Raw genomic sequence first — 22,352 nt, 5'->3', positions numbered from 1 at the left:
ATATATGAAAAATGTTGTGTAGATAGATGGAATGATTTACATATTTGTATAAATGGTGTATACTTATAAAGTAAATGAAATTCATTATCAATATATCTGCTTAAGTAGATATATTGATAATGAAATAGTATCTTAGCTTTTTAACGGGATACCTGTGAGGAAATTTCAAAGTTAAGTGTAAGTAGCACCTTAAGAATGATGTTTTCTCATATGCCATGAATACTATCGCTGATTTATGGTGATAGCTAGCATGGTTTAACAGCTTTGCAAAAAACGTCTTGGGGGGAAAAGTATTGGAGGATTTTGTGCAGATTGGTGATGGTATAAATCTATGGTGAGTAAAGTGAAACCTTTTTTAAAGATTAACTATTTGGCAAGAAATGAAGGTATACAAGGGACATTGCCATCTAACAAATTTGCTTATCGACTATATACATCCCTTGCTTGGCCTGCTGCTTTAGAAGGTATGTTGATTTATTTGATTTCTTCAATAGATTTAATGATGGTAGGCTCTCTGGGGGCGGATGCCATTGCTGCTACCGGTATTATGACTCAGCCTCGGCTAATTTTTTTGTCAATAAGTCGCTCTCTTGGGGTCTCTGTAACTGCTTTAGTAGCTCGAAGAAAAGGAGAAGGGAGTACCGTTGATTTGAATAAATGCTTGAAGCAATCACTATTGCTGATTTGCATACTTTCAACTGTGTCTTTGTTTTTTTCTTTAAAATATATCGAGGACATTCTTTACTTTTCAGGAGCACAGGCAGGGTATATGGGTATGGCTGTAGCTTATGGAAAAACTGTTATTATAGCTGGATTTTTTACCTCTATTGCAGTAGTCGTAAATTCTGCTCATATCGGTGTAGGTAATACAAAAATTGTTTTATGGTCCAACATAGCAGGAAACCTAGTAAACATGATTTTAAACTTTTTCTTAATTTATGGCATTGGATTTTTTCCTCGACTAGGAATCGTTGGGGCTGGTATTGCAACGCTGGTTGGCAGCATTACAACCTTTTTTATAACAATATTATCTGTATGCTATAGAGAAAGGGAATTATTTATTCTGGGAAAAGAAAGCTGGATTTTTGAAAAAAAGACAATACAGTCTTTGATTAAAGTGGGAAGCAACGTGTTTGCAGAGAATAGTTTTGAACGAGTGGGGATGTTTTTATATTCACGAATGGTGGCACAGCTGGGGACGGTTGCCTTTGCTACCCACCATATTTGTATGAATTTATGTGATATTTTTTACTGCTTTGGCCAAGGCATGAGCAAAGCCAGTTCAGCTTTAGCAGGACAAAAGCTTGGAGAGAAACGAAAAGATCTAGCGGTCATCTATGGAAAAATAGGACAAAGATTAGGGCTGATGGCGGCATTTATTGCATTTATCATCTTTTTTGTGGGAAGAAGATGGCTGATGATGCTGTATTCCAGGGATTTAGAGGTAATTGCATTGGGTGCTGATATTCTCATCATTGTAGCAATTTGTTGCTTTACTCAGACTCAGGCGTTAATCTATTCAGGCGTATTAAGGGGAGCTGGAGATACTCGCTATATAGCCCTATACTCATTAGCGATTATAGCGGTGTTTCGACCTGTTTTAACATGGATGCTATGTTTTCCTTTAGGATTTGGTCTATATGGAGCATGGATGGCATTAATGTTAGATCAAGCCCTGCGAATGTTTTTTGCTTCAAAGCGATTTTATAGTAAAAAGTGGATGGCTGTAGAGTTATAAGCTCCATTGCTATGCTTAGGATAATTAGATGCCTTTGTATTTATGATACATATTTACTAAAATACATAAAGGAGCTGAAGGATATGTCATTACTAAAAGTAGGAAGTTTAAGTGCTGAAAAAGGAACAAAAACACAAGGTTTTGTTACCGTCATGGATACGGATACAGTCATTCCTGTAACATTGGTCAATGGTTGCGAAGAAGGAAAAACTGTGCTGATCACTGGTGGTGTGCATAGTTGTGAATATGCGGGAATTCAAACAGCGATAGAATTAGCTAAGGAAATCCAACCAGAGGATATAAAAGGTCGTTTAATTATCTGCCACCCTTTAAATAAAAATGGCTTTGAAGCCAGAAGACCTAGCATTGTTCCAGAAGACGGAAAAAATTTAAATCGAGTATTTCCAGGAAACAAAAATGGTACATTAGCCGATAAAATTGCTTATATGCAGGTGAATGAATTCCAAAATCAAGCGGATTTTTATATTGATATGCATGGTGGAGAAGCTCATGAGCAGTTAACACCTTATGTATATTATGTAGGAAATTCTACAGAGGAAGCGGTTGAAATCGCTAGAAACGCGGCGAGTGTGATGGATTGTAAATATATGGTTCGCTCTGGGGCTACTACAGGTGCTTACAATTATTGTGGACTGCAGGGAACACCTAGTATATTGATGGAACGTGGTTGTATGGGCATATGGGATCGAGAAATAGTAGACTTATACAAAAAAGATGTCCATAATATTTTGATACATCTTGGACTAATGAAGGGTCCTATGCTACAGACACAGCATAAAGCAAAGGATTTAGTGGATTTGATTTATTTGAATTCTGATGTTGCAGGATGCTGGTACCCCAGTGTCGATGCAGGAGATGAAGTGAAAGAAGGACAAAAACTAGGAGAAATCAGAGACTATTTTAGCAATCTCCTGGCTATCTATTATGCAGAATATGATGGGGTTGTTTTATACCGAGCCTCTGCCTTGTGGGTAGACAAAGACAGCAATATTTTCTGCTATGGGAAACCAGAATAGCAGGAAAATATGTTAAAAAATATACAAGTTATTATTGACAAAATTATACATAAAGTGCTACTATGAACATAATAAAAATTTAATAAAACTAGATTTAAGGTGCCCTTTTGAAAAAGGGAGAATAGGAAAGCTGGTTGAAATCCAGCACGGACCCACCACTGTAATCGGGGACAAGTCTTCAAAAAGCCACTGGGTATGAAACCTGGGAAGGCGAAGAGGCGTATGAACCGTGAGTCAGGAGACCTGCCTTAAATTAATGATGTTCAGATAGAAAGGGGATCAATTTCTGCTGTAAATAAATTCGGTGACTTAGATGGGGAAGTCTCTTGGTATTTAATACCAAGAGACTTTTTTATGTTTTTAGGTCATTAAATTGCTAAAATCAGATGTATTCTTCGTGGCTTTTAAATACTTATTTAATGCTGAAGGCTGCGAAGGAAACAATATAATCTATTAAGGACAAGGAGAGGATTTATTATGTATTCATTTTATCATCAGAAAAAACGGATCATGGCAGTATTTTTATTGATTTTAATCTTATCAGTGAGCTTTTTATCAGGCTGTAGTAAAGGTACTAATGAAGAGCCAGCGACAAACACAGAAGGTGCAGATTTGGAAGAAGCTAATAAAAAAGTTACTTTAATTTTCAACTTTAAGAGCAGTAGTTTGGACCCTCACAATGGCAATACAGCTATACGGGCAGGAATCACAGAAACACTAGTACGCATTGATGAAAACCTTGAAGTAAAGCCATGGCTTGCTACAGGGTGGGAAACAAAGGATGAGTTGACATGGATATTTACTATCCGTGAAGGGGTAACCTTCCAAGATGGAGCTACAATGGATGCAGCGGCAGTACAAGCATCTCTTGAAAGAGCTCTGGAGGTAAATAAAGGTTTAGAGGGTGCTCTAAAGATTGCATCTATGGAGGCTAATGGACAAGAACTTACTATCGTTACTACTGAGGCCCATCCAGCACTGCCATCAGAGCTAATCAATCCTTCTGCCGCTGTAGTCAGCATAGAGGCAGAAAACACAATGGGAAGAGAAGCCTTTAACAAAGCTCCAGTAGGGACAGGACCTTTCATGGTAAAGGCCTTTACACCGGATGTTGAGATTCTCCTAGAACGTTATGATGATTATTGGGATGGTAAGGCAAAATTAAATGAGGTTGCTTTTAAGTTTAATGAAGACGGGAATGTAAGGGCATTAGCACTGCAATCTAAAGAAGCAGATATTGTGTATCAAATTCCCGCAGAAACTGTTGAGGTGGTAAAAAGAGATAGTGAATTGAAGGTAGAATCTATAGCCAGCCTTAGAGTTCATTTTATCTTATTTAACCAACAAAAAAGCGCCCTTCAGGATGTGAAGGTGAGAAAAGCTATAGATCTATTATTAGATCGAGAAAGTATTGCTAAGGACATTATGATGGGGAATGCTACACCTGCTAATGGACCTTTTAATACTAGACTTCCTTTTGGAAATAAGGAGACAGTCCAAGCTCAGAATCTTGAGGAGGCAAGAAAGCTGTTGGAGGAAGCTGGTTTTACAGAAGAAAATCCTTTAACCTTAGAACTTCTAACCTATCAAGGACGACCAGAACTACCTCTTATGGCACAGCTATTACAATCTGATGCAGGAAAGATTGGCATGACCATCAATATAAAAAATGTTGAAAGCGTAGATACTTATTTGCGTGAAAATAAAGACTGGGATATGGTAACTTATAGCAATTTAACAGCCCCAAGAGGTGATGGAGGTTTCTTCCTGAACTCTGCTTTTATCCCTGGAGGTTCCCTAAATGTGGCAGAGATTAGCAGTGACAGGCTAACAGAAGTCATCGGAAGATTGAATGCTGCATCAGATATAGAGAAACGAATTGAATTAACTCAAGAGGCAGCAACTGTCATCAATGAAGAAGTACCTCATGCCTATGCAGTTTATCCGAATATTATCGTAGGTGTTAATGAAAGGATTATTGACTGGAAGCCAGGTGCAGAAGAATATTATATTATTACCAATAAAATGGATGTGAGATAATATGCTCAAGCTAGTGAAGGCACGCTTAATGCAGCTTGTTGTTCTGTTGTTTGTCTTATCCTTAGTCACCTTCACATTGATGAAATTAGCACCAGGAGACCCAGTACTGCTTATTTTGCAAGCGGATGAAGTAGCAGTGACGCAAGCAGAGGAAGCGGCACTACGGGAGGAGTTAGGGTTTGATCAACCTGTGCTTCTTCAGTACGGACAGTGGATGTTTAAGCTGCTGCAGCTAGACTTAGGAGAGTCCCATATTAAAGGAAAGCCGGTGGCAAAGGAATTGATGGATCGTCTGCCGGATACCCTTCAATTGACTGCTGGAGGAATCTTGGTGATGGTGATGATTTCAGCCCCACTAGGTATACTGGCGGCCAAATACGCTGGCAGATGGCCGGATCACTTGAGTCGTTTGTTGGCACTGTTGGGGGCTTCTATTCCTGCCTTTTGGCTGGGGTTAATACTGATTTATATCTTCGCTTACAAACTCCAATGGTTTCCCACAATGGGAAAAGGAGGTTTACAGCATATGGTTTTGCCTTCTTTTGCTTTGGGATTTGCCATGGCATCAGTATATGCTAGATTACTTCGTTCTGGACTATTAGAAAGTTTATCTCAAGAATATATTCGTGCAGCACGAGGCAGGGGTATAGCAGAGTGGCGTGTTTTATTGATTCATGGGCTAAGGGCTGCACTTTTACCCATCGTTACGGTTTTTGGTATGAGTTTGGGGAGTATACTTGGGGGCACCGTTGTTATTGAAACCTTATTTTCCTGGCCAGGACTAGGCAGTATGGTGGTGACTGCTATTTTTCAAAGGGATTATCCTATTATTCAAGGATATATTCTACTGGTAGGTGTATGCGTTGTTGTGGTGAATCTATTGGTTGATTTGAGTTATGGTTTACTTGATCCTCGGATTCGATATGGAAAGGGGGAGTCACGGTGAAGGAAGACTCTTGCAGCTTTTTAAGAAATGTACTACAGAGCCCCATGACAATGACAGGAATCATAATGCTGTTGGTGATTATATTCCTGACCCTCTTTGGCCCCAGCCTAGTGACTAATGATGCTTTGACGGTACAGATGTCAGAACGTCTTTTGGGAAGCAGTTGGCAGTATCCCTTGGGGACGGATCATATGGGACGATGTATATTTGTTAGACTGGTATCTGGTGCACGGGTTACTTTAGGCATTGCTGCCCTTGTAATTATTACTGTCATGATCATCGGTATTCCTTTAGGTTTGATATGTGGATATGTTGGTGGCAAGATAGATACCTTGGTTATGAGAATCGTAGATGGAGCAAGTGCACTGCCTGAGTTTTTGCTGGCGATTGCCATTGCAGGATTTCTTGGACCCAGTTTAAACAATGTTATGCTATCGATTGTATTTTTTAAGTGGATAGGCTACACTCGAGTGGTGCGAAGTATTGTACTATCTGAGCGTGAGAAGGAGTATGTGCTAGCTGCCCGTGTGGCGGGTTCAAGTACAAGGACAATAATATGGCGGCATTTGCTGCCACAGGTTATTTCCCCTGTTATGGTACTGGCAGCTATGGATGTAGGTAAGGTAATTTTAACCATATCTTCTTTATCCTATTTAGGTTTAGGGGCACAGCCCCCTACACCTGAATGGGGGGCCATGCTCAATGATGGACGCCCTTACTTCCAAACAGTGCCTCAGCTAATGATTTATCCAGGATTGGCCATAATACTTGTGGTGGTTTCCTGTAATCTAATCAGTGATGGACTTCGAGATCTGCTGGATGTTCATACTCAAAAAAATCCAGTTTAGGAGGAAGTGTTATATGTCGATAGAATTACAAAAAAACCTACAAAAACCATTGACCCACAGTAGAAATGGAACTTTACCTTCTATACCGATACCTGTTTTGCAACTAGAGCAGTTAGAAATCTATGTTCAACAGGGGCAGAAAAAAAACACATTGGTAGAGGAGGTTTCCTTTAAGATAGGTGCTGGAGAAACCCTTGGTCTTGTAGGAGAAAGCGGAAGTGGGAAGAGCGTCACCGCCAGTGCTATCTTAGGGCTTTTACCAAACACTTTGCATATTGGTGGAGGAAAAATTTTATTTCAAGGTGAAGAGATGCTATCGGATAAAATGCAAGCAGGATTAAGGGGAAAAGGTATTGGCCTTGTGTTTCAAGATTATCAGGGAAGTTTTACACCTTTCTTAAAAATAGGAAAGCAATTGGTAGAAGTACTTCGAACCCATCAGCAATTATCTTATCAAGAGGCTAAGGGTATAGCAATGGAATGGCTTCAAAAGGTGAACTTGCCTCAGGATCGTGTCTTCAATAGCTACCCCTTTCAACTGAGTGGTGGTCAACTGCAAAGGGCTGCACTGGCGGCGGCCATGATGTTAAGACCAGCACTATTGATTGCTGATGAACCCACTACAGCATTGGATGTACTTACGGGAGAGCGGGTACTGGATTTGATGAAGGATTTGCAGCGACAGACCCAGTGTGCTATATTATTGATCTCCCATGACTTAAGACATGTTTTAAAGCGGGCAGATACTGTTGCTGTCATGAAGGATGGAAAAATTGTAGAAATGAAATCAGCACAAACCATAAGATATGGAGCCACCCACCCCTATACTCAGATGCTGTTAAAAACAAGGCCCTTTCTTTCAGATATTTATGAGAAAAATGCTGAAAACAAAGAATCTACAAAAATGTCAAAAACCACTGCCTGTTCTAAGGGGGGTGTAGCATGAAGGATCTCCTAGTGGCTCATCGACTTTTTAAAAGCTATAATCAATCTGGTAATAGCGTTCAAGCAGTAAAAGATGTGTCCTTCAAAATCCAAAAAGGCCAGTGCTTAGGGGTAGTTGGAGAAAGTGGCAGCGGCAAGAGTACTTTGGGACGTTTATTGTTGGCATTGGAACAACCTGATAGTGGAGAAGTTTGGTTAAAGGATAAAGAAATCTTTCAATTAAAGGAAAGAGAGCTGAGAGAGGCAAGAAGAGATTTTCAAGTGGTATTTCAAAATCCAACAGCCTCTTTAAACCAACGTTTGCCTGTATGGCGTTCTGTTATGGAACCTTTGAATAACTTTCCAGAGGTATGTCCGCCTTTTCTTTCAGATGTAAGACACTCTCCTAGAGATACAGCAGCAAAATTGCTGGAAATGGTAGGGCTGAAGGCAGCCCATATGGACCGTTGTCCCCATCAGTTAAGCGGAGGGCAGCGACAGAGGGTAGCCATTGCTCGAGGCATCAGTCTGCTGCCAGAACTGCTGGTTTGTGACGAGCCTACCTCTAGTCTAGATGTTTCAGTGCAGGCACAAATCCTAGACTTGCTAAAGCGTTTGCAGACAGAGCTGGGAATGTCTTATCTCTTTATCTCTCATGATATTGCAGCAGTAGGGATGATGAGTGATCGGATTCTTGTGATGAAGGAAGGACAAATCGTAGATGAATTTATGAGTAATCAAATCATGAGCAAAGATCGACATGAATATACAAGACAGCTGGTGGCGGTGGTTAGTTAAGGAAGGTGAAAAATGAAAAGCTATATTTTAAAAAGAATTAGCTATATGTTCTTGGTTTTAATAGGTGTTTCAATATTAACTTTTTTAATGACCTACATTACGCCGGGAGATCCAGCAGAGCTAGTATTAATATCAAGAGGCATTGAACCAGAAAAAAGAATCATTGAAGAAACACGTAGGGACCTAGGTCTAGACTTGCCCTTTATTACCCAGTACAAGGATTGGGTGAAGCAAGTTTTAAGGGGAGATCTAGGTATTTCCTACAGAACAGGTCGACCAGTATTGGAGGAATTATTAAACAAACTGCCTGCTACAATTGAGCTTACAATAGCTGGATTTTTGGTGATGCTTTTCATCTCCATACCTGTGGGAATTATTTCTTGTTTTTACAAAAATACTGTATTTGATCATATTATAAGACTTTTTTCTTTATTAGGTTCATCCATACCCTCCTTTTGGCTGGGTATTGTACTGATTTACTTTTTTTCAGTGAGATTTTCTATCTTTCCGGTAAGGGGCAGGGGGGCACTTATTCATCTTATTCTACCCTCTATTACATTAGGATTAGGGATGTCAGCACAATATGCACGGCTGCTAAGGGCAAGTATGCTGGAAGTGTTAGGTCAGGATTTTGTTTTAGCTGCAAGAGCCCGAGGATTAAAAGAGTCGATGATTATTATTTTCACCGTTTTTAAGAATTCTTTACTGCCTGTAATAACTTCACTGGGAATAAGTTTAGGCCACTTACTAGGAGGGACAACCATCGTAGAAACCATCTTTAGTTGGCCGGGACTAGGAAAACTAATCGTGGAATCAATTTTTAGCAGAGATTATCCTATGATTCAAGGATATGCATTGTTCATGGCGGTGGTTTTTTCGGGTGTTAATCTGCTAATTGATCTTACCTATAAACTTATTGATCCAAGAATAAACATTGAAGGGAGTGATGATTGATAGAAAGACTGAAACTTTTTTTTCAATATAAAGTTGCCTTAGTAGGATCCATCATCATTATCTTGATAACTTTTATTGGTCTTTTTGCTCCTTATCTAGTGTTGCAGGATCCTATGCAGATTGATTTGAGTAATGCTTTACAAAGTGCATCAAGATATTATCCCTTTGGCACCGACCATCTCGGCAGATGTGTATACTCTAGAATTATTTATGGAACAAGAATTTCCTTAAGTGTTTCTTTTACAATCGTTTTTACAGTGATGACAATTGGAACAACCGTAGGTTTGATGTCTGGCTACATAGGAAAAAGATTTGACAGAATTGTCGTAAGCATTGTGGATATCATTTTGGCTTTTCCTAGTTTGATTCTTGCAATCGTTATAACAGGTATTCTGGGACCTGGTCTGGTGAATGTTATGATTGCCATTATAGCTGTTCATTGGGTTGGATATGCAAGGGTTGTTCGGAGTATGGTGATTTCAATAAAAGAAAGGGAATACGTTATAGCCGCCCGTACCTCAGGAACCAATCATTTCCACATTATTATAAGACATATATTACCTAACATCTTATCGACGATAATTGTATTAGCATCTTTAGATATGGGAGGAATCATTTTATCGATTTCGGGATTGTCATTTTTAGGTTTAGGGGCACAACCTCCTGCACCAGAATGGGGGGCTATGCTAAATGATGGAAAAGCCTATTTTTTATTGAAACCAGATCTTATGATATATCCTGGATTGGCGATTTTGTTAACAGTATTCTCCTTCAATATTACGGGAGATGGTTTGAGGGACTTCTTTGATCCTAAAAGTCACACCGAAAAAGAGAGGAGTGATTGATTGAGATTAGAAACGAATCCCTTTCTTAAAATTGAAAATCTTGAAGTGGTTTTCACGAATAAGGGCAAAAAAAATACAGTGCTCAATAGGGTGAACTTTGAAATACCAAAAGGAAAAGTTTTAGGGTTAGTTGGAGAAAGTGGTTGTGGCAAAAGTATGACAGCCCTTTCTATTATGAAATTGCTTCCTCCTGAAATCAGTGCCCCCAGCGGGAAAATTTTTTTTAATGATATGAATCTTATGGAATTAAGCAGCAGAGATATGAGACAAATAAGAGGTAAGCGTATAGCAATGATCTTTCAAGACCCACATTCAGTTTTTAATCCTGTAAGAAGCATAGGCAGACAATTTATTGAAACACTTCAACATAGGATGTCATTATCTAAAAAAGAAGCTTTGGAGGTAGCAAATCAATCTTTATTGGAAATGGGACTTGGTGATTCTCAGAAGATATTGTCTTGTTATCCTTTTCAGCTTAGTGGAGGAATGAAACAAAGAGTAATGATTGCTATGGCATTAGCAATGAAGCCAGATTTCCTTATTGCTGATGAGCCTACAACTGCTTTAGATGTAACAATACAAGCCCAGATATTAATAGAAATTGAGAAGTTGAAAGAGAAATATAATACGGGAGTCTTACTAATATCTCATAATTTTGGTGTTATAGCTCAATTGTCCGACTGGGTTTGTGTGATGTATGCTGGTGAAATTATTGAATATGGTTTAGTAAAGGAAATTTTTTATAAAGCATCACATCCATATACAAAGGGATTATTGTGTTCTATTCCTGATTTTGCTAACAATATAAATTCTCTGCAACAGATTTTAGGACAACCACCGGAGATATATGAAGAAAGAAAAGGCTGTTCATTTTACCCTAGATGTCCATATAGAAAAGATTTTTGTCAAAACAATCATCCCTTGATGGAGAAAATTAATTCTAACCATTTTGTTTCTTGCTTTTTTCCAATCCAATATTAGAAAGGTACATACCTATGAATTGTAAAGAGGAGATCCTATTTGAAAACAAAATACCGATATTAGAAACGATAAATCTGAAAAAAAGTTATTTTACGAAAAACAATTATTTTTCTTTTAAAAATAATGTTTTAAATGCAGTCGAGGGGGTTTCTATAACCCTCTATGAAAATGAAATTTTAGGATTAGTAGGAGAAAGCGGTTGTGGGAAGAGTACGTTGACAAGATTACTATTAAGACTAGAAAAAGCCACAGCGGGAAAAATTTTATTTAAAGGAGAAGACATAACAAGTTTAAGTGGAGAGAAGCTTAGAAAGCTAAGAAAAGATTTTCAGATAATTTTTCAGAATGCATATGCTTCTCTGAATCCAAGGATGAAAATTGAAGAAATAATTAAAGAACCTATAGTCAACTTTGAAGTACTTAGTAAACAAGACCAGAGGGAAAAGATTAAATACCTTATTGAACTTGTAGGATTAAAAGAGGAACACTTATCAAGATATCCACATGAGTTCAGTGGGGGGCAAAGACAAAGGATTGCAATAGCAAGAGCATTGGCAATAAATCCAAAAATAATCATTTGTGACGAACCAATTGCAAGCTTAGATGTATCAATACAGGTGCAAATTTTGAAATTACTATATGATCTTCATTGTAAATATAAACTTTCGTATATATTTATTTCTCATGATTTAGCATCTGTAAAGCTATTAAGCCACCGCATTGTTATTATGTATCTTGGAAAAATTGTTGAGATAATTAAAAGTCAGGATTTGTTAGAGCATGCAGCTCATCCATACACTATCTCTTTAATTGAGGCTATTCCTAGCGTTAATCCTGATAATAGATTAAGTAAAGAACAATTGCTTTGTGGCGAAGCATTAGACCCTGTAAGCTTTACAAAATGCTGTAAATTTTATCCTCGTTGTAGAAAAGCCTTAAACACATGTAGCTATTCAGAACCGGATCTAAGAGAAATAAGTCCAATGCATTATGTTGCTTGTCATAGATATTGAAAAAGCAGACAAAATGAATTTTAAGAAAATTTGTGGTTTTTATATGGTATTCAAACAAATATTTTTAACCTAGGAGGATGATGAAATGAAAAAAGTACTGAAATTTAAACAGGGAGTAGGGCTTTTAATTATACTGGCTATTGTGTTTTTAGCTGTTGGTTGTAGCAGCAACAGTAATAATGATGTTGATACCAGCAGTGAAGTAATAACCAGTGAGCAAGTATTAACGATAGGTATGGATAAAAACACCGCAACTCTAGATGTGTTGAAGGCACCAGATCCACTGGTATGGTTTCCAGGACATCACATTAATGAGACATTGGTGTATCCAGGTCATGACATGAAGCCCAAAGCCCTATTGGCAGAAAGCTGGGAAAGAATCGATGAAGTGGCTTGGCGCTTTAAACTAAGACAAGGGGTATCTTTTCACGATGGAACAGCTTTTAATGCAGAAGCAGTGAAATTTTCCCTCGAAAGACAGCAAGAAGAAGGTCCTGCATGGACAACGCCACCTATAAAAGAAATCATTGTTGAGGATGATTATAGGATTCAAATCATAACAGAAGAATCTTTTTCTCCTTTGTTAGAGTGGTTAATGAATCCTGTTGCCTCTATTGTCAGCCCAACTGCAGTACAACAGCAGGGTGATGGATATGAGATGAATCCTTGTGGTACGGGACCTTTTAAAGTAGAAGCTTTTGTTCCTGAACAAGAGGTTGTTTTGGTTAGAAATGATGAATATTGGGGTGAAAAGCCTGTCTTAGAAAAAGTAATTTACAAGATTATCACAGATTCAAGTGCCCGTACAATGGCTTTAAGAGCTGGAGAAGTGGATATCATAAGGGATTTAAATGCCCCAGAGATTGAAGCATTTAAGAACAGTGAGTACCAGATTCTCAGTGTTCCAGGTGTAAGAACACATTATTTTGGATTTAATGCAAATAAAGATGTATTTAAAGATGTAAGGGTTAGAAAGGCTATCAACCATGCCATCGATAGAAATGCTATTGTTGAAAAAGTTTTACTGGGATATGGTCATAATATTACAGGGATTGTATCTCCTGCTATACCTGGACATTTAGGACAAGCATGGTATCCTTATGAGCCAGAGATTGCAATGGCCTTATTTGAAGAAGCTGGATATAACCTGAATAGTAACAACATTATGGAACATAATGGTACACCTTTAGAATTTGATATCATTATCCAACCGTGGAGTTCTTATTGGAAACCAGCAGCAGAAGTGATACAAGCACAGCTTCAGCAAATTGGCATCAAGGTCAATGTACAGGTTATGGAGAGAGGAGCATTTAATGAATTGAGAGATGCTGGAAAGTATGATATTTTTGCCAGCACAACACCAGGTGTTCATGGTGGGGCGGATTATCAGCTTATGAGCAGATTTCATTCTGAACTATTTGGTGCTTCTACCCATGCTTCCCCTGGCTATGTAAATAAGGAAATAGAAACACTGTTGGAAGAAGCAAGAAAAGAGCTTAAGGAAGAAAAAAGAGAAGAAATGTATAGAAAAGTACAAGAAATCATTTATGAAGACGCAGCATTGATTCCATATGTGCATGATGAAGAGGTAGTTATTGTAAATAGTAGAGTCAAAGGTTTTCAACCCCACTCTTCTGTATGGGCAATAGATTTAAAAGGTGTTTATGTAGAATAAGAATTATCTATATAGGTGAATGTGTAACTGAATTTTAGTACCTATGGTCTACGGTTTCATCTTAGCTGGAAGATCTAGTCAAGATTTGTAACTGTAGCCCTTAGTGCATTAAAATTCATGTTGATACATAGGAATAAAAATGTTTTTTTGATAAGTTTAAATTTCAAATACCGAAAGGAGCATCATTGATGACGAATAATTCTTTATACAATGTTTGGTGGAAGGACCAAGCAGAAACAGAACAAGCTATGGAGGAGACCCATTATAGATTTTGGCAGAAAGTATTGAGTTATATAAAGGAGGAGGATTTATCCAATCTTTCTGTTTTCGATTTTGGTTGTAATCAAGGTGGTTTTTTAAGATTTTTATATGATAAAAAACCCTTTAAAAATGCTTTGGGAATAGATCTAGCTCGTCAATCAGTTGAAGTAGCCAATAGCAGAAAAGGAAATCTGCCAATTCAATATGAAGCTACAGATACTCCCGAAAAATATGAAAATCAGTTTGATTTGGCTTTTAGTATATCGGTGATTTATTTAATCGGTGACTTAAAAGAACATGCATCTAAGATAAAAAAGATCCTTAAATCTAAAGGAGTCTATTATGCTACCTATACAGACTACAATGGCAACCCTAGTTTACCCTATATGAAGAAAAAGATAGATGAGAATGCTTCTGTACCAATGCTTTTGCATGATCTTGAAGATATCTCTAATGCATTTCTTGAGGAAGGATTTAATGTTGGTATTCGAAAAATGATACCAGATGATTATATAGAAATAAACAGTAATGATCGACTCTTTAGAAGTCTAAATGATCGAATACAATATGAATATGATCAGGCATATATTTTCCGTTTTTCTTTAAAAGACTGAAGATAGAGGATATGTTTATAGAGAATGTATAAAGTGATGTATGCTCATAACACCATAAATTGGCAGGGGAAAAAGTATTTTAGGAAAAATTATTCTGAATCTTTATAAAAAAGAAGCTACAGTCTAATTATCTTAAAAAGTTTATTGACAAAAAAATATCAAAAAGTTATACTTTAAGTAGATTGATGTAACATAATGCAAAATTAAGTAGAATAATGTAGCAGAAGGTATATATATGAAATATATACATATCGGGAAATTTCTTTTTAAGGGAGATGTTTCTGAAAAACGCTAGATTATTCTTGTGGGATCATAACATGAAGTTAGATCAGATGCTAAGAAGGCACTTTTTGAGTGCCTTCTTTTTTGTGTTATTGGGGGTGGAAAATCAAAACCTGTATTTTGAGAAGAATTGGCTATGTATTTTTAGTGTTATAAGAAAGTAGGTGTCTTACAAATGAAATATATTGAGACAATTAAAGATTATTGAACAACCCAAGCTAATGGTTTTTCTAAAATTAATCTTGATGAGCTGAATACAGAGATATATCAAGTATGGTTTGTGCCATCAAAGAGTGAAGAAGGAGATAAAAACTTATTCTATGCTAGGGAAGTTTTCATAACTTATAATTTTTTTTCTTTAGGTGTAAGGGCAGTTAGAAAAGATTTTTACTATTAAATACAAGTTTTTACTATTAAATACAAGAAGGGAAGGATGAAAAAGTGCAAATTCAAAAACGTATTGAAGGGTACTGGCAAAATGAAAACGAGAGGTACAATGAAGTAATTCAAAGTGAATTAAATGGTGTCAAAAAAGAGGTGTGGGTGCAACTGATTGAAGAAAACCGCCCTACAGGAGAAAAATTAGAGGTATTAGATATTGGTACAGGTCCTGGATTTTTTCCGCTGCTGCTTTCTGAGATGGGACATCATGTTACCGGTATCGACTGTACAGAAAGTATGTTGGAGACTGCAAAAGAGAATGTAAGAATGGCTGGTTTTGATGCATCCTTTCATTTGATGGATGCCCATAAGCTTACATTTGAGGATAATTCCTTTGATATGATTCTTATAAGAAATGTAACCTGGCTAATGTATGATCCAGTTACAGCCTACAAGGAATGGTATCGGGTTTTAAAACCAGGAGGAAGGCTTTTGATTTTTGATGGCAACTGGTATTTGTGGATGTACAATGACGAATGGAAGGAAGCCTTTGAAAGAGATCAAGAGGAAGCAGTAAAGCTAGGATTCAAGAAGTTCTCAAAGGAATCCAAAGAAGAAGGAAATAAAATCGCTGACGAACTTTATTTCAGCAAAATTCGTCGTCCCCAGTGGGATATACCTCAGCTATTGAACATTGGTTTTGGTAAGATTATGGTGGATGCAGATGTCAGTGAAAAAATTCATAACGAAGTCAGCAAGGCCCGTTATCGTACCATTCCGCCTTTTATGATCCGTGCTGAAAAAACAGATAAGAAATATTTATACGGACAGTTATAAGTCTATCATCTTTAGATATGAGGAGGAAATAAAATGAAAATCAAAAAATCAAAATCCCTTATACTTCTTTGCTTAATAATCTTAATAAGCTCCTTTGCCTATACCGGCTGTACAAAAAAAGAACCCATTACTTCAGGAGAAGTAATGGAAGTACCTCAAATATTGACGATTGCCAGAGTAGGTGATGTTGGCAGTATGAATCCTCACCTCTATGACAGCGATATGGGGGCACAAACTTTAGTCTATGAACCTTTAGTAAACTTAGATCAGCAGGGAAATATCATCCCTTGGTTGGCAGTTTCTTGGGAAATAGAAAATGACGGACGAAGCTTAGTATTTCAGCTTCGAGAAGATGTGAAGTTTTCAGATGGGGAAGCCTTTAATGCGGAAGTGGTGAAACAAAACTTTGATGCTGTTTTGTCCAATGCTACTCGACATAACTGGCTGCCTTTGATTGATAATTTAGAAACAGTAGAAGTTGTAGCACCCTATACAGTGGCATTGCACATGAAGGAAGCATATCCTTTTAGCCTTCTTGAACTAACAATGGTTCGTCCCATACGTTTTCTTAGTCCAGGAGGCTTTGGTGCTGACGGCATAGCCTTTGACAAGCCATTGGGAACAGGTGCTTATATATTGGCAGAATATGTACAGGATGAAAGAGCCGTTTTCGTAAGGAATGAAAATTATTGGGGCGAAAAGCCTAATCTTGAAAAAATCGTTATACGCCCTGTACCTGACTCTAATGTCCGTTTAAATGCATTAATGGCGGGAGAAGTAGATTTGATTATAGGCAGTGGTGTAACTGCGGTATCTTATATGGATTTTAAAAGTCTTGAAAATAATCCTAATGTAGAAGGCAAGATAGCAATGGGAGATGTAGCACAGTTTCTTGCACTAAACCCTAGTACAGAACTGCTAAAGGACAAGAGTGTACGTCAGGCCATAGCTTTAGCAATAGATCCTGAAGAAATCAACCTTGTAGCTTATGAAGGTATGGAAAGTCTGTCAGAAACCATGTTTTCCACCAAGATACCAGAAGTTTTAGGAAAAGCTAAAAGAAGTAAACGGAATTTAGAAAAAGCCAAAGAACTTCTTGTAGAAGCTGGTTGGACAGACCTTAATGGAGATGGATATGTAGAAAAAAATGGAGAAAACTTAGAGATACTATATAATATACGTTCTGATGTAACCACACAAAGAACTGTAGCAGAAGTTGTACAAGCACAGCTTGCAGAAATAGGCATTAAAGTTAACATCAGCCCTGTAGAATCTACTGTATATTTTGACCGTAGAAGTACTGGTGACTTCGGTATAATGCCGGATGTTTCATGGGGAATCCAGTATGATCCTCAGAGTATTTATAAGTCATTACGAGATGCAAGACCTTATTTTGCTCCAGCCTTTCAAGGTGAAGCAGCTGCTTTGTTTCAGCAGGCACTTAAGACATTAGATGACAATCAACGAAGGGAAAAGTTTGATCGTATAGCAGATATTTTCATGAATGAGGAGTTCGTGATCATACCTATGACCATTACACCTAATATAGCAGTGTATAATAAATCTGTTGAAGGCTTCGAGTTTTCTGCCAATGTTTGGGAACTAGGGAAGGGACTGACCAATGTAAGAATCGTTGAATAAAGTTGCTGGGAAAGGAGAAAAAAGTGCTTAGATATATTTGCAAGAGAATGGTCTTTTTACTTTTGGTGATGCTAGGGGTGTCCTTCTTGGCGTTTAGTATGAGTCATCTTACACCAGGAGATCCAGCAGAAGTGATTTTACGAATGGATAGTATTGATCCTACCCCAGAGGCTGTGGCGCTTATGCGTGAAAGGATGGGACTAAATGATCCAGTACTTGTTCAATATGGCAAATGGTTATTAAAAGCGGTGCAAGGAGATCTCGGAGTTTCTTTCCGTACCAGACGTTCGGTACTGGAGGAACTGCTGCAGCGTTTACCTGCCACGGTGGAACTCACCTTGGCGGGCACTGTAGTACTACTCTTGGTTTCTATTCCCTTAGGCTTGCTTTCAGCCTTTTATAAGAATACTAAGATTGATCATTTCAGCCGTTTTTTTGCCTTAATAGGGGCTTCCCTTCCTTCTTTTTGGTTGGGACTTATCTTTATTTACTTTTTTGCTGTAAAATATTCCTTGTTTCCTGTGATGGGTCGAGGAAGTATGCTTCATTTGGTTTTGCCTGGGCTGACCCTAGGGCTGGGAATGTCCGCTACCTATGCTCGCTTACTGCGAGCCAGTATGCTGGAGGTTTTAGGACAGGATTTTATTCAGGTAGCCCGTGCACGAGGACTAAAAGAAAAAACAATTCTTATAGGTCATGCACTGAAGAATGCTCTATTGCCTTTAGTGACTATTTTTGGCATGAGTCTAGGACATTTGCTGGGGGGTACGGTAATTGTGGAAACCATATTTGCCTGGCCGGGTATAGGGAAATATTTGGTGGACTCTATATTCACCCGGGACTATCCCGTTGTTCAGGGATATGTACTACTGATGGCGCTTATTTTTGTTACAGTAAATTTGATGGTAGATATATCTTATACCTTTATAGATCCTAGGATGCGGCTGTCAGGGAAGGGGGAAAGCAAATGAGGTTAAAGGGACTGATCAAAGACCCCATGGCGTTTATTGGATTGATTTTGATTTTACTGATTTTAGGTGTTGCACTACTGGCTCCCTGGATTGCACCTAAGGATCCAATACAGATGGATGCAAATTATAGATTGGAAAAACCCTCTCTGAGTTATCCTTTAGGAACAGATCATTTAGGAAGATGTATTTTATCCCGTATTATGCATGGGGCAAGGGCTTCTCTTAGCATATCTTTTTTGGTTTTAGTGATCACCATGTCTATTGGCGTGCTGGTTGGCAGTATTGCAGGCTATGTAGGTGGAAGAATCGATGATATTATCGTCAGCATCATAGATATGCTACTGGCTTTTCCAGGATTGCTACTGGCTTTGGTTATTGCAGGTATGCTGGGTCCCAGCATTAGAAATGTAATGATTGCTATGGCTTCTGTTCAATGGGTACGTTATGCACGAATCCTTCGAGGAATGATTGCCTCTGTCAAAGAAAAAGATTATGTATTGGCGGCTCGAACAGGGGGGTGCAAGCATCTTCCCTTGATTTTCCGCCATATCTTACCGAATGTCTTATCACCAGTCATTGTACTGGCTACCTTAGATATGGGTTCGACCATTTTAGCCATCTCGGGATTATCCTTTTTAGGATTAGGGGCTCAGCCCCCTAATCCTGAATGGGGTGCCATGCTGAACGATGGTCGACCTTATATGTATATAGCTCCTTGGATCATGATTTTTCCTGGGTTAGCTATTCTTATTACAGTAAATTCGCCTGAAAGCCCACGGTTTCAATCGTGGGATGAAAGGCGTTTCTTTTAATCTTCTTGTTGCAGTTTCAGTTTAAAACTGATACTATAAATATATGGGACAAGATTATAGAAGAACACAAACAACAGTATCTTTAATAAACTATCATTTTGTTTTCTGTCCAAGGTACAGACGTAAAGTTCTAGTTGGAGAAGTTGAAATAAAATTTAAACAGCTTCTCAATGAGATTTGTAAAGACATTGAAATAGAAATTTTGGCAATAGAATGTGATAAAGACCACTGCCATCTTTTTGTCAATGCACTTCCTCATTTAAGTCCAGCAGACATAATGGCAAAAGTGAAAGGAGTGACTTCTCGATTATTAAGGCAGGAATTTAAACATCTGCGACATTTGCCAAGTCTTTGGACAAGAAGCTATTTTGTATCTACCGCAGGAAATGTATCAAGTGAAACTATAAAACGATATGTTGAAGAACAAAAAACAAGGGGGTGAAACAATGCAGATAACAGTAAAATTTAATATTATTTTGACAAAAGAACAAGTACAACTAATAGAATCTATATCAAAAGAATATATCCATACTGTTAATAGCCTTGTTTCATCTACGCTCCAATCAGAAGAAAGAGTAAAGCTATCATCTAAAGATGTTTTTGCAAATATGCCAAGTGCAGTGAAAAATCAATCTATTAGAGATGCCAAAAGTATCTGTACTAAGTACAAGAAAGCTATCAAGGCTAATTCCAAACTGCCTACTGATAAACAAAAAGTAATCAATGTAGCTACCCTTAAAAAACCTGTCTGTATATGGAATAATCAAAATTATTCACTTAAAGACGGTATTCTTAGTTTTCCCGTTATTATAGATGGGAAATCGCAGCGTATTCAAACTAGAACTATCATGACAGACTATCAGCTAAAACAACTAGAAGGTCATTTGGGAGCATTGCGTATAACTAAGAAAAGCAATAAATATATCGCTCAAATAAGTGTTGAAAAAGTATCTCATATAGTTAAAGGTGATGTTGTAATGGGTGTTGACTTAGGCCTAAAAGTTCCTGCTGTAGCTGTAACCGATTCAGGAAAAACGTTTTTTTTTGGAAACGGTAGGCAAAATAAATACGTCAAACGTAAATATAAAGCGAAACGTAAAAAACTTGGAAAAGCCAAGAAGCTTAAAGTCATTAAAAAGCTTGATGATAAAGAACAACGTTGGATGACAGACCAAGACCACAAAGTAAGTAGAGAAATAATTAATTTTGCAGTAAATAATAATGTTTCTGATATTCGGCTTGAAAAATTAACGAATATCAGAAACACGGCAAGAACAAGCCGTAAAAACGAAAAAAATCTACATACATGGTCATTCTATCGTCTAGCTCAATTCATAGAGTATAAGGCACTATTGAAGGGGATAAAGGTTGAATATGTTGATCCTAAATACACTTCTCAAATATGCCCTGAATGTAAGAAACTAAATAAAGCAAGAGATAGAAAATATAAATGCTCCTGTGGTTTTAAAACACATAGGGATAGAGTAGGTGCTATAAATATAATTAATGCACCTGTAGTAGATGGTAAAAGTCTACTAGCCTAGGGTACTATATGTACTGCTCTAGGAGGGGTAATGGCATACCCTAAGCTTGAGGTCATACTCCGATAGCAGAAATGTACTTCGGTTTAATCACTCAAGAATCCCACTGCTTTAGCTGTGGGAGTGTCAAAGTATTGGCTTTTAATTTAATAGGAGATGGCCTGCGAGATATTTTAGATCCTCGGGAAACACAGAAAAGTTAATGATAAAATCTGAAAATCGTTAAAATTTCTACAAATTTTCCTATAAATATTGAAAATTAAATAGAAATATAGTACAATAAGATAGAGAAAAGTATGAAAATTAAAACCAATAAATCAAGGATATGATTTTCTTGAAGACCGCCATGAAGGCTAGACACTTGTTATAAACAAGTCTATTCCTCATGGTTTTTTTATGTTTATTTATTACTAAAAACTGTCTTATATTATAGATATGGAGGAGATAAAATGAGTATTCAAGCTAAAATTGAAAACTATTGGGAAGATCGGGCAACGGATTATAGTACATCCATATGGAGAGAGATGGAAAGCTTTAAAAAGGATGCATGGATGAAGATGATTGCTGAATACCGTCCAGAGGGACAATCTTTAAAAGTACTAGACATAGGCACAGGCCCTGGTTTTTTTGCCATGATATTGTCTGTGATGGGGCATCAGGTAACTGCTATTGATTGCACTGAAAATATGCTTCAGGAGGCTAGACATAATACAGAACGTATAGGAGTAAAAGTGGACTTTTATAAAATGGATTCACATCAATTGGATTTCCCCGACGAGAGTTTTGATCTGATCTTATGCAGAAATTTGACATGGACCTTAAGGGAACCTATGGAGGCCTATAAAGAGTGGCATAGGGTACTAAAGTCTAAAGGCAGACTGCTGGTTTTTGATGCAAATTGGGGGCTAAGGCTTCATGACCCTGAAATGCAAAAGCAGTATGAAGAAGATAAGAAAAGAGCAGCAGAGATGGGGATTGTTGATACTCATGATAAGGCAGATATGAAGGAAAGTGATGCTATTGCAAAACAGTTATTCTTAAGTAATAAGAAAAGACCTCAATGGGATACAGCAGCTTTAGTAGACTGCGGTTATGCTAAGGTTTTTGTGGAAACCGATATTTCCCATAGGGTTCATAGTGAAGAAGATAGGATATTATTTCGTTCTACACCTATGTTTATGGTGGGGGCTGAAAAGAAATAGATGGGGGGATG

Annotated in this window: 20 protein-coding genes and 1 riboswitch; all 20 genes read left to right on the top strand. The window is 37.7% G+C overall.

The window, feature by feature from the left end; all coding sequences use genetic code 11:
• The first annotated feature begins 331 nt into the window (after positions 1-331).
• The 20 genes from CACET_RS14105 (at position 332) to CACET_RS14010 (ending at position 22,341) form a co-directional block, all read left to right on the top strand.
• Positions 332-1,738, top strand: coding sequence for an MATE family efflux transporter (locus CACET_RS14105; protein ID WP_044824881.1), 1,407 nt, complete (start codon positions 332-334; stop codon positions 1,736-1,738).
• Positions 1,739-1,821: 83 nt separating this feature from the next.
• A complete protein-coding gene (locus tag CACET_RS14100) occupies positions 1,822-2,775 on the top strand; it encodes a M14 family metallopeptidase (RefSeq protein ID WP_044824880.1) in 954 nt (317 codons plus the stop codon).
• Positions 2,776-2,855: 80 nt separating this feature from the next.
• A riboswitch (cobalamin riboswitch) is annotated at positions 2,856-3,040 on the top strand.
• Between the two features lie 212 nt (positions 3,041-3,252).
• Positions 3,253-4,815, top strand: coding sequence for a nickel ABC transporter substrate-binding protein (gene nikA / locus CACET_RS14095; protein WP_044824879.1), 1,563 nt, complete (start codon positions 3,253-3,255; stop codon positions 4,813-4,815).
• A gap of 1 nt (position 4,816) precedes the next feature.
• Entirely contained in the window at positions 4,817-5,761 is a 945-nt protein-coding gene (gene nikB / locus CACET_RS14090) for a nickel ABC transporter permease (RefSeq protein WP_044824878.1), read from the top strand.
• Entirely contained in the window at positions 5,758-6,609 is an 852-nt protein-coding gene (gene nikC / locus CACET_RS14085; protein ID WP_242846925.1) for a nickel transporter permease, read from the top strand. The genes nikB (CACET_RS14090) and nikC (CACET_RS14085) overlap by 4 nt, the downstream gene beginning before the upstream one ends.
• Before the next feature lie 13 nt (positions 6,610-6,622).
• Positions 6,623-7,555 carry an ATP-binding cassette domain-containing protein gene (locus CACET_RS14080; protein ID WP_052661426.1) on the top strand — a complete coding sequence of 311 codons (933 nt, stop codon included), beginning with the start codon at positions 6,623-6,625 and terminating at the stop codon, positions 7,553-7,555.
• A complete protein-coding gene (locus tag CACET_RS14075; RefSeq protein WP_044824876.1) occupies positions 7,552-8,331 on the top strand; it encodes an ABC transporter ATP-binding protein in 780 nt (259 codons plus the stop codon). The genes CACET_RS14080 and CACET_RS14075 overlap by 4 nt, the downstream gene beginning before the upstream one ends.
• A gap of 12 nt (positions 8,332-8,343) precedes the next feature.
• Positions 8,344-9,285: a nickel ABC transporter permease gene (nikB, locus tag CACET_RS14070; RefSeq protein ID WP_044824875.1), complete on the top strand. Its 942-nt coding sequence runs from the start codon at positions 8,344-8,346 to the stop codon at positions 9,283-9,285.
• The gene (gene nikC / locus CACET_RS14065; RefSeq protein ID WP_044824874.1) at positions 9,282-10,130 is read left to right on the top strand and encodes a nickel transporter permease; all 849 of its coding nucleotides are present in this window, start codon (positions 9,282-9,284) and stop codon (positions 10,128-10,130) included. The genes nikB (CACET_RS14070) and nikC (CACET_RS14065) overlap by 4 nt, the downstream gene beginning before the upstream one ends.
• The gene (locus tag CACET_RS14060; RefSeq protein WP_044824873.1) at positions 10,131-11,111 is read left to right on the top strand and encodes an ABC transporter ATP-binding protein; all 981 of its coding nucleotides are present in this window, start codon (positions 10,131-10,133) and stop codon (positions 11,109-11,111) included.
• A gap of 14 nt (positions 11,112-11,125) precedes the next feature.
• A complete protein-coding gene (locus CACET_RS14055) occupies positions 11,126-12,124 on the top strand; it encodes an ABC transporter ATP-binding protein (RefSeq protein WP_044824940.1) in 999 nt (332 codons plus the stop codon).
• 85 nt (positions 12,125-12,209) lie between these two features.
• Positions 12,210-13,799, top strand: a complete 1,590-nt coding sequence (locus CACET_RS14050) for an ABC transporter substrate-binding protein (RefSeq protein WP_044824872.1) — start codon at positions 12,210-12,212, stop codon at positions 13,797-13,799.
• 188 nt (positions 13,800-13,987) lie between these two features.
• Entirely contained in the window at positions 13,988-14,674 is a 687-nt protein-coding gene (locus CACET_RS14045) for a class I SAM-dependent methyltransferase (protein ID WP_044824871.1), read from the top strand.
• A gap of 723 nt (positions 14,675-15,397) precedes the next feature.
• Positions 15,398-16,174, top strand: a complete 777-nt coding sequence (locus CACET_RS14040) for a class I SAM-dependent methyltransferase (protein ID WP_044824870.1) — start codon at positions 15,398-15,400, stop codon at positions 16,172-16,174.
• A 33-nt stretch (positions 16,175-16,207) separates the two neighbouring features.
• Positions 16,208-17,815, top strand: coding sequence for a nickel ABC transporter substrate-binding protein (gene nikA / locus CACET_RS14035; protein WP_044824869.1), 1,608 nt, complete (start codon positions 16,208-16,210; stop codon positions 17,813-17,815).
• A 23-nt stretch (positions 17,816-17,838) separates the two neighbouring features.
• Positions 17,839-18,786, top strand: a complete 948-nt coding sequence (gene nikB, locus CACET_RS14030) for a nickel ABC transporter permease (RefSeq protein WP_052661425.1) — start codon at positions 17,839-17,841, stop codon at positions 18,784-18,786.
• On the top strand, positions 18,783-19,598 hold the full coding sequence (gene nikC, locus CACET_RS14025) for a nickel transporter permease (RefSeq protein ID WP_048407543.1): 816 nt from the start codon (positions 18,783-18,785) through the stop codon (positions 19,596-19,598). Before nikB (CACET_RS14030) ends, nikC (CACET_RS14025) begins: the two co-directional genes overlap by 4 nt.
• A gap of 43 nt (positions 19,599-19,641) precedes the next feature.
• Entirely contained in the window at positions 19,642-20,040 is a 399-nt protein-coding gene (gene tnpA / locus CACET_RS14020) for an IS200/IS605 family transposase (RefSeq protein ID WP_044826404.1), read from the top strand.
• A 4-nt stretch (positions 20,041-20,044) separates the two neighbouring features.
• A complete protein-coding gene (locus tag CACET_RS14015) occupies positions 20,045-21,142 on the top strand; it encodes an RNA-guided endonuclease InsQ/TnpB family protein (RefSeq protein ID WP_201774978.1) in 1,098 nt (365 codons plus the stop codon).
• Between the two features lie 446 nt (positions 21,143-21,588).
• Positions 21,589-22,341, top strand: a complete 753-nt coding sequence (locus CACET_RS14010; protein ID WP_044824867.1) for a class I SAM-dependent methyltransferase — start codon at positions 21,589-21,591, stop codon at positions 22,339-22,341.
• Positions 22,342-22,352 lie beyond the last annotated feature (11 nt).

The sequence above is a fragment of the Clostridium aceticum genome, assembly GCF_001042715.1.
In the GTDB taxonomy this organism is placed as follows: Bacteria; Bacillota; Clostridia; order Peptostreptococcales; family Natronincolaceae; genus Andreesenella; species Andreesenella acetica.
This window is presented reverse-complemented; position numbering and strand designations above follow the sequence as displayed.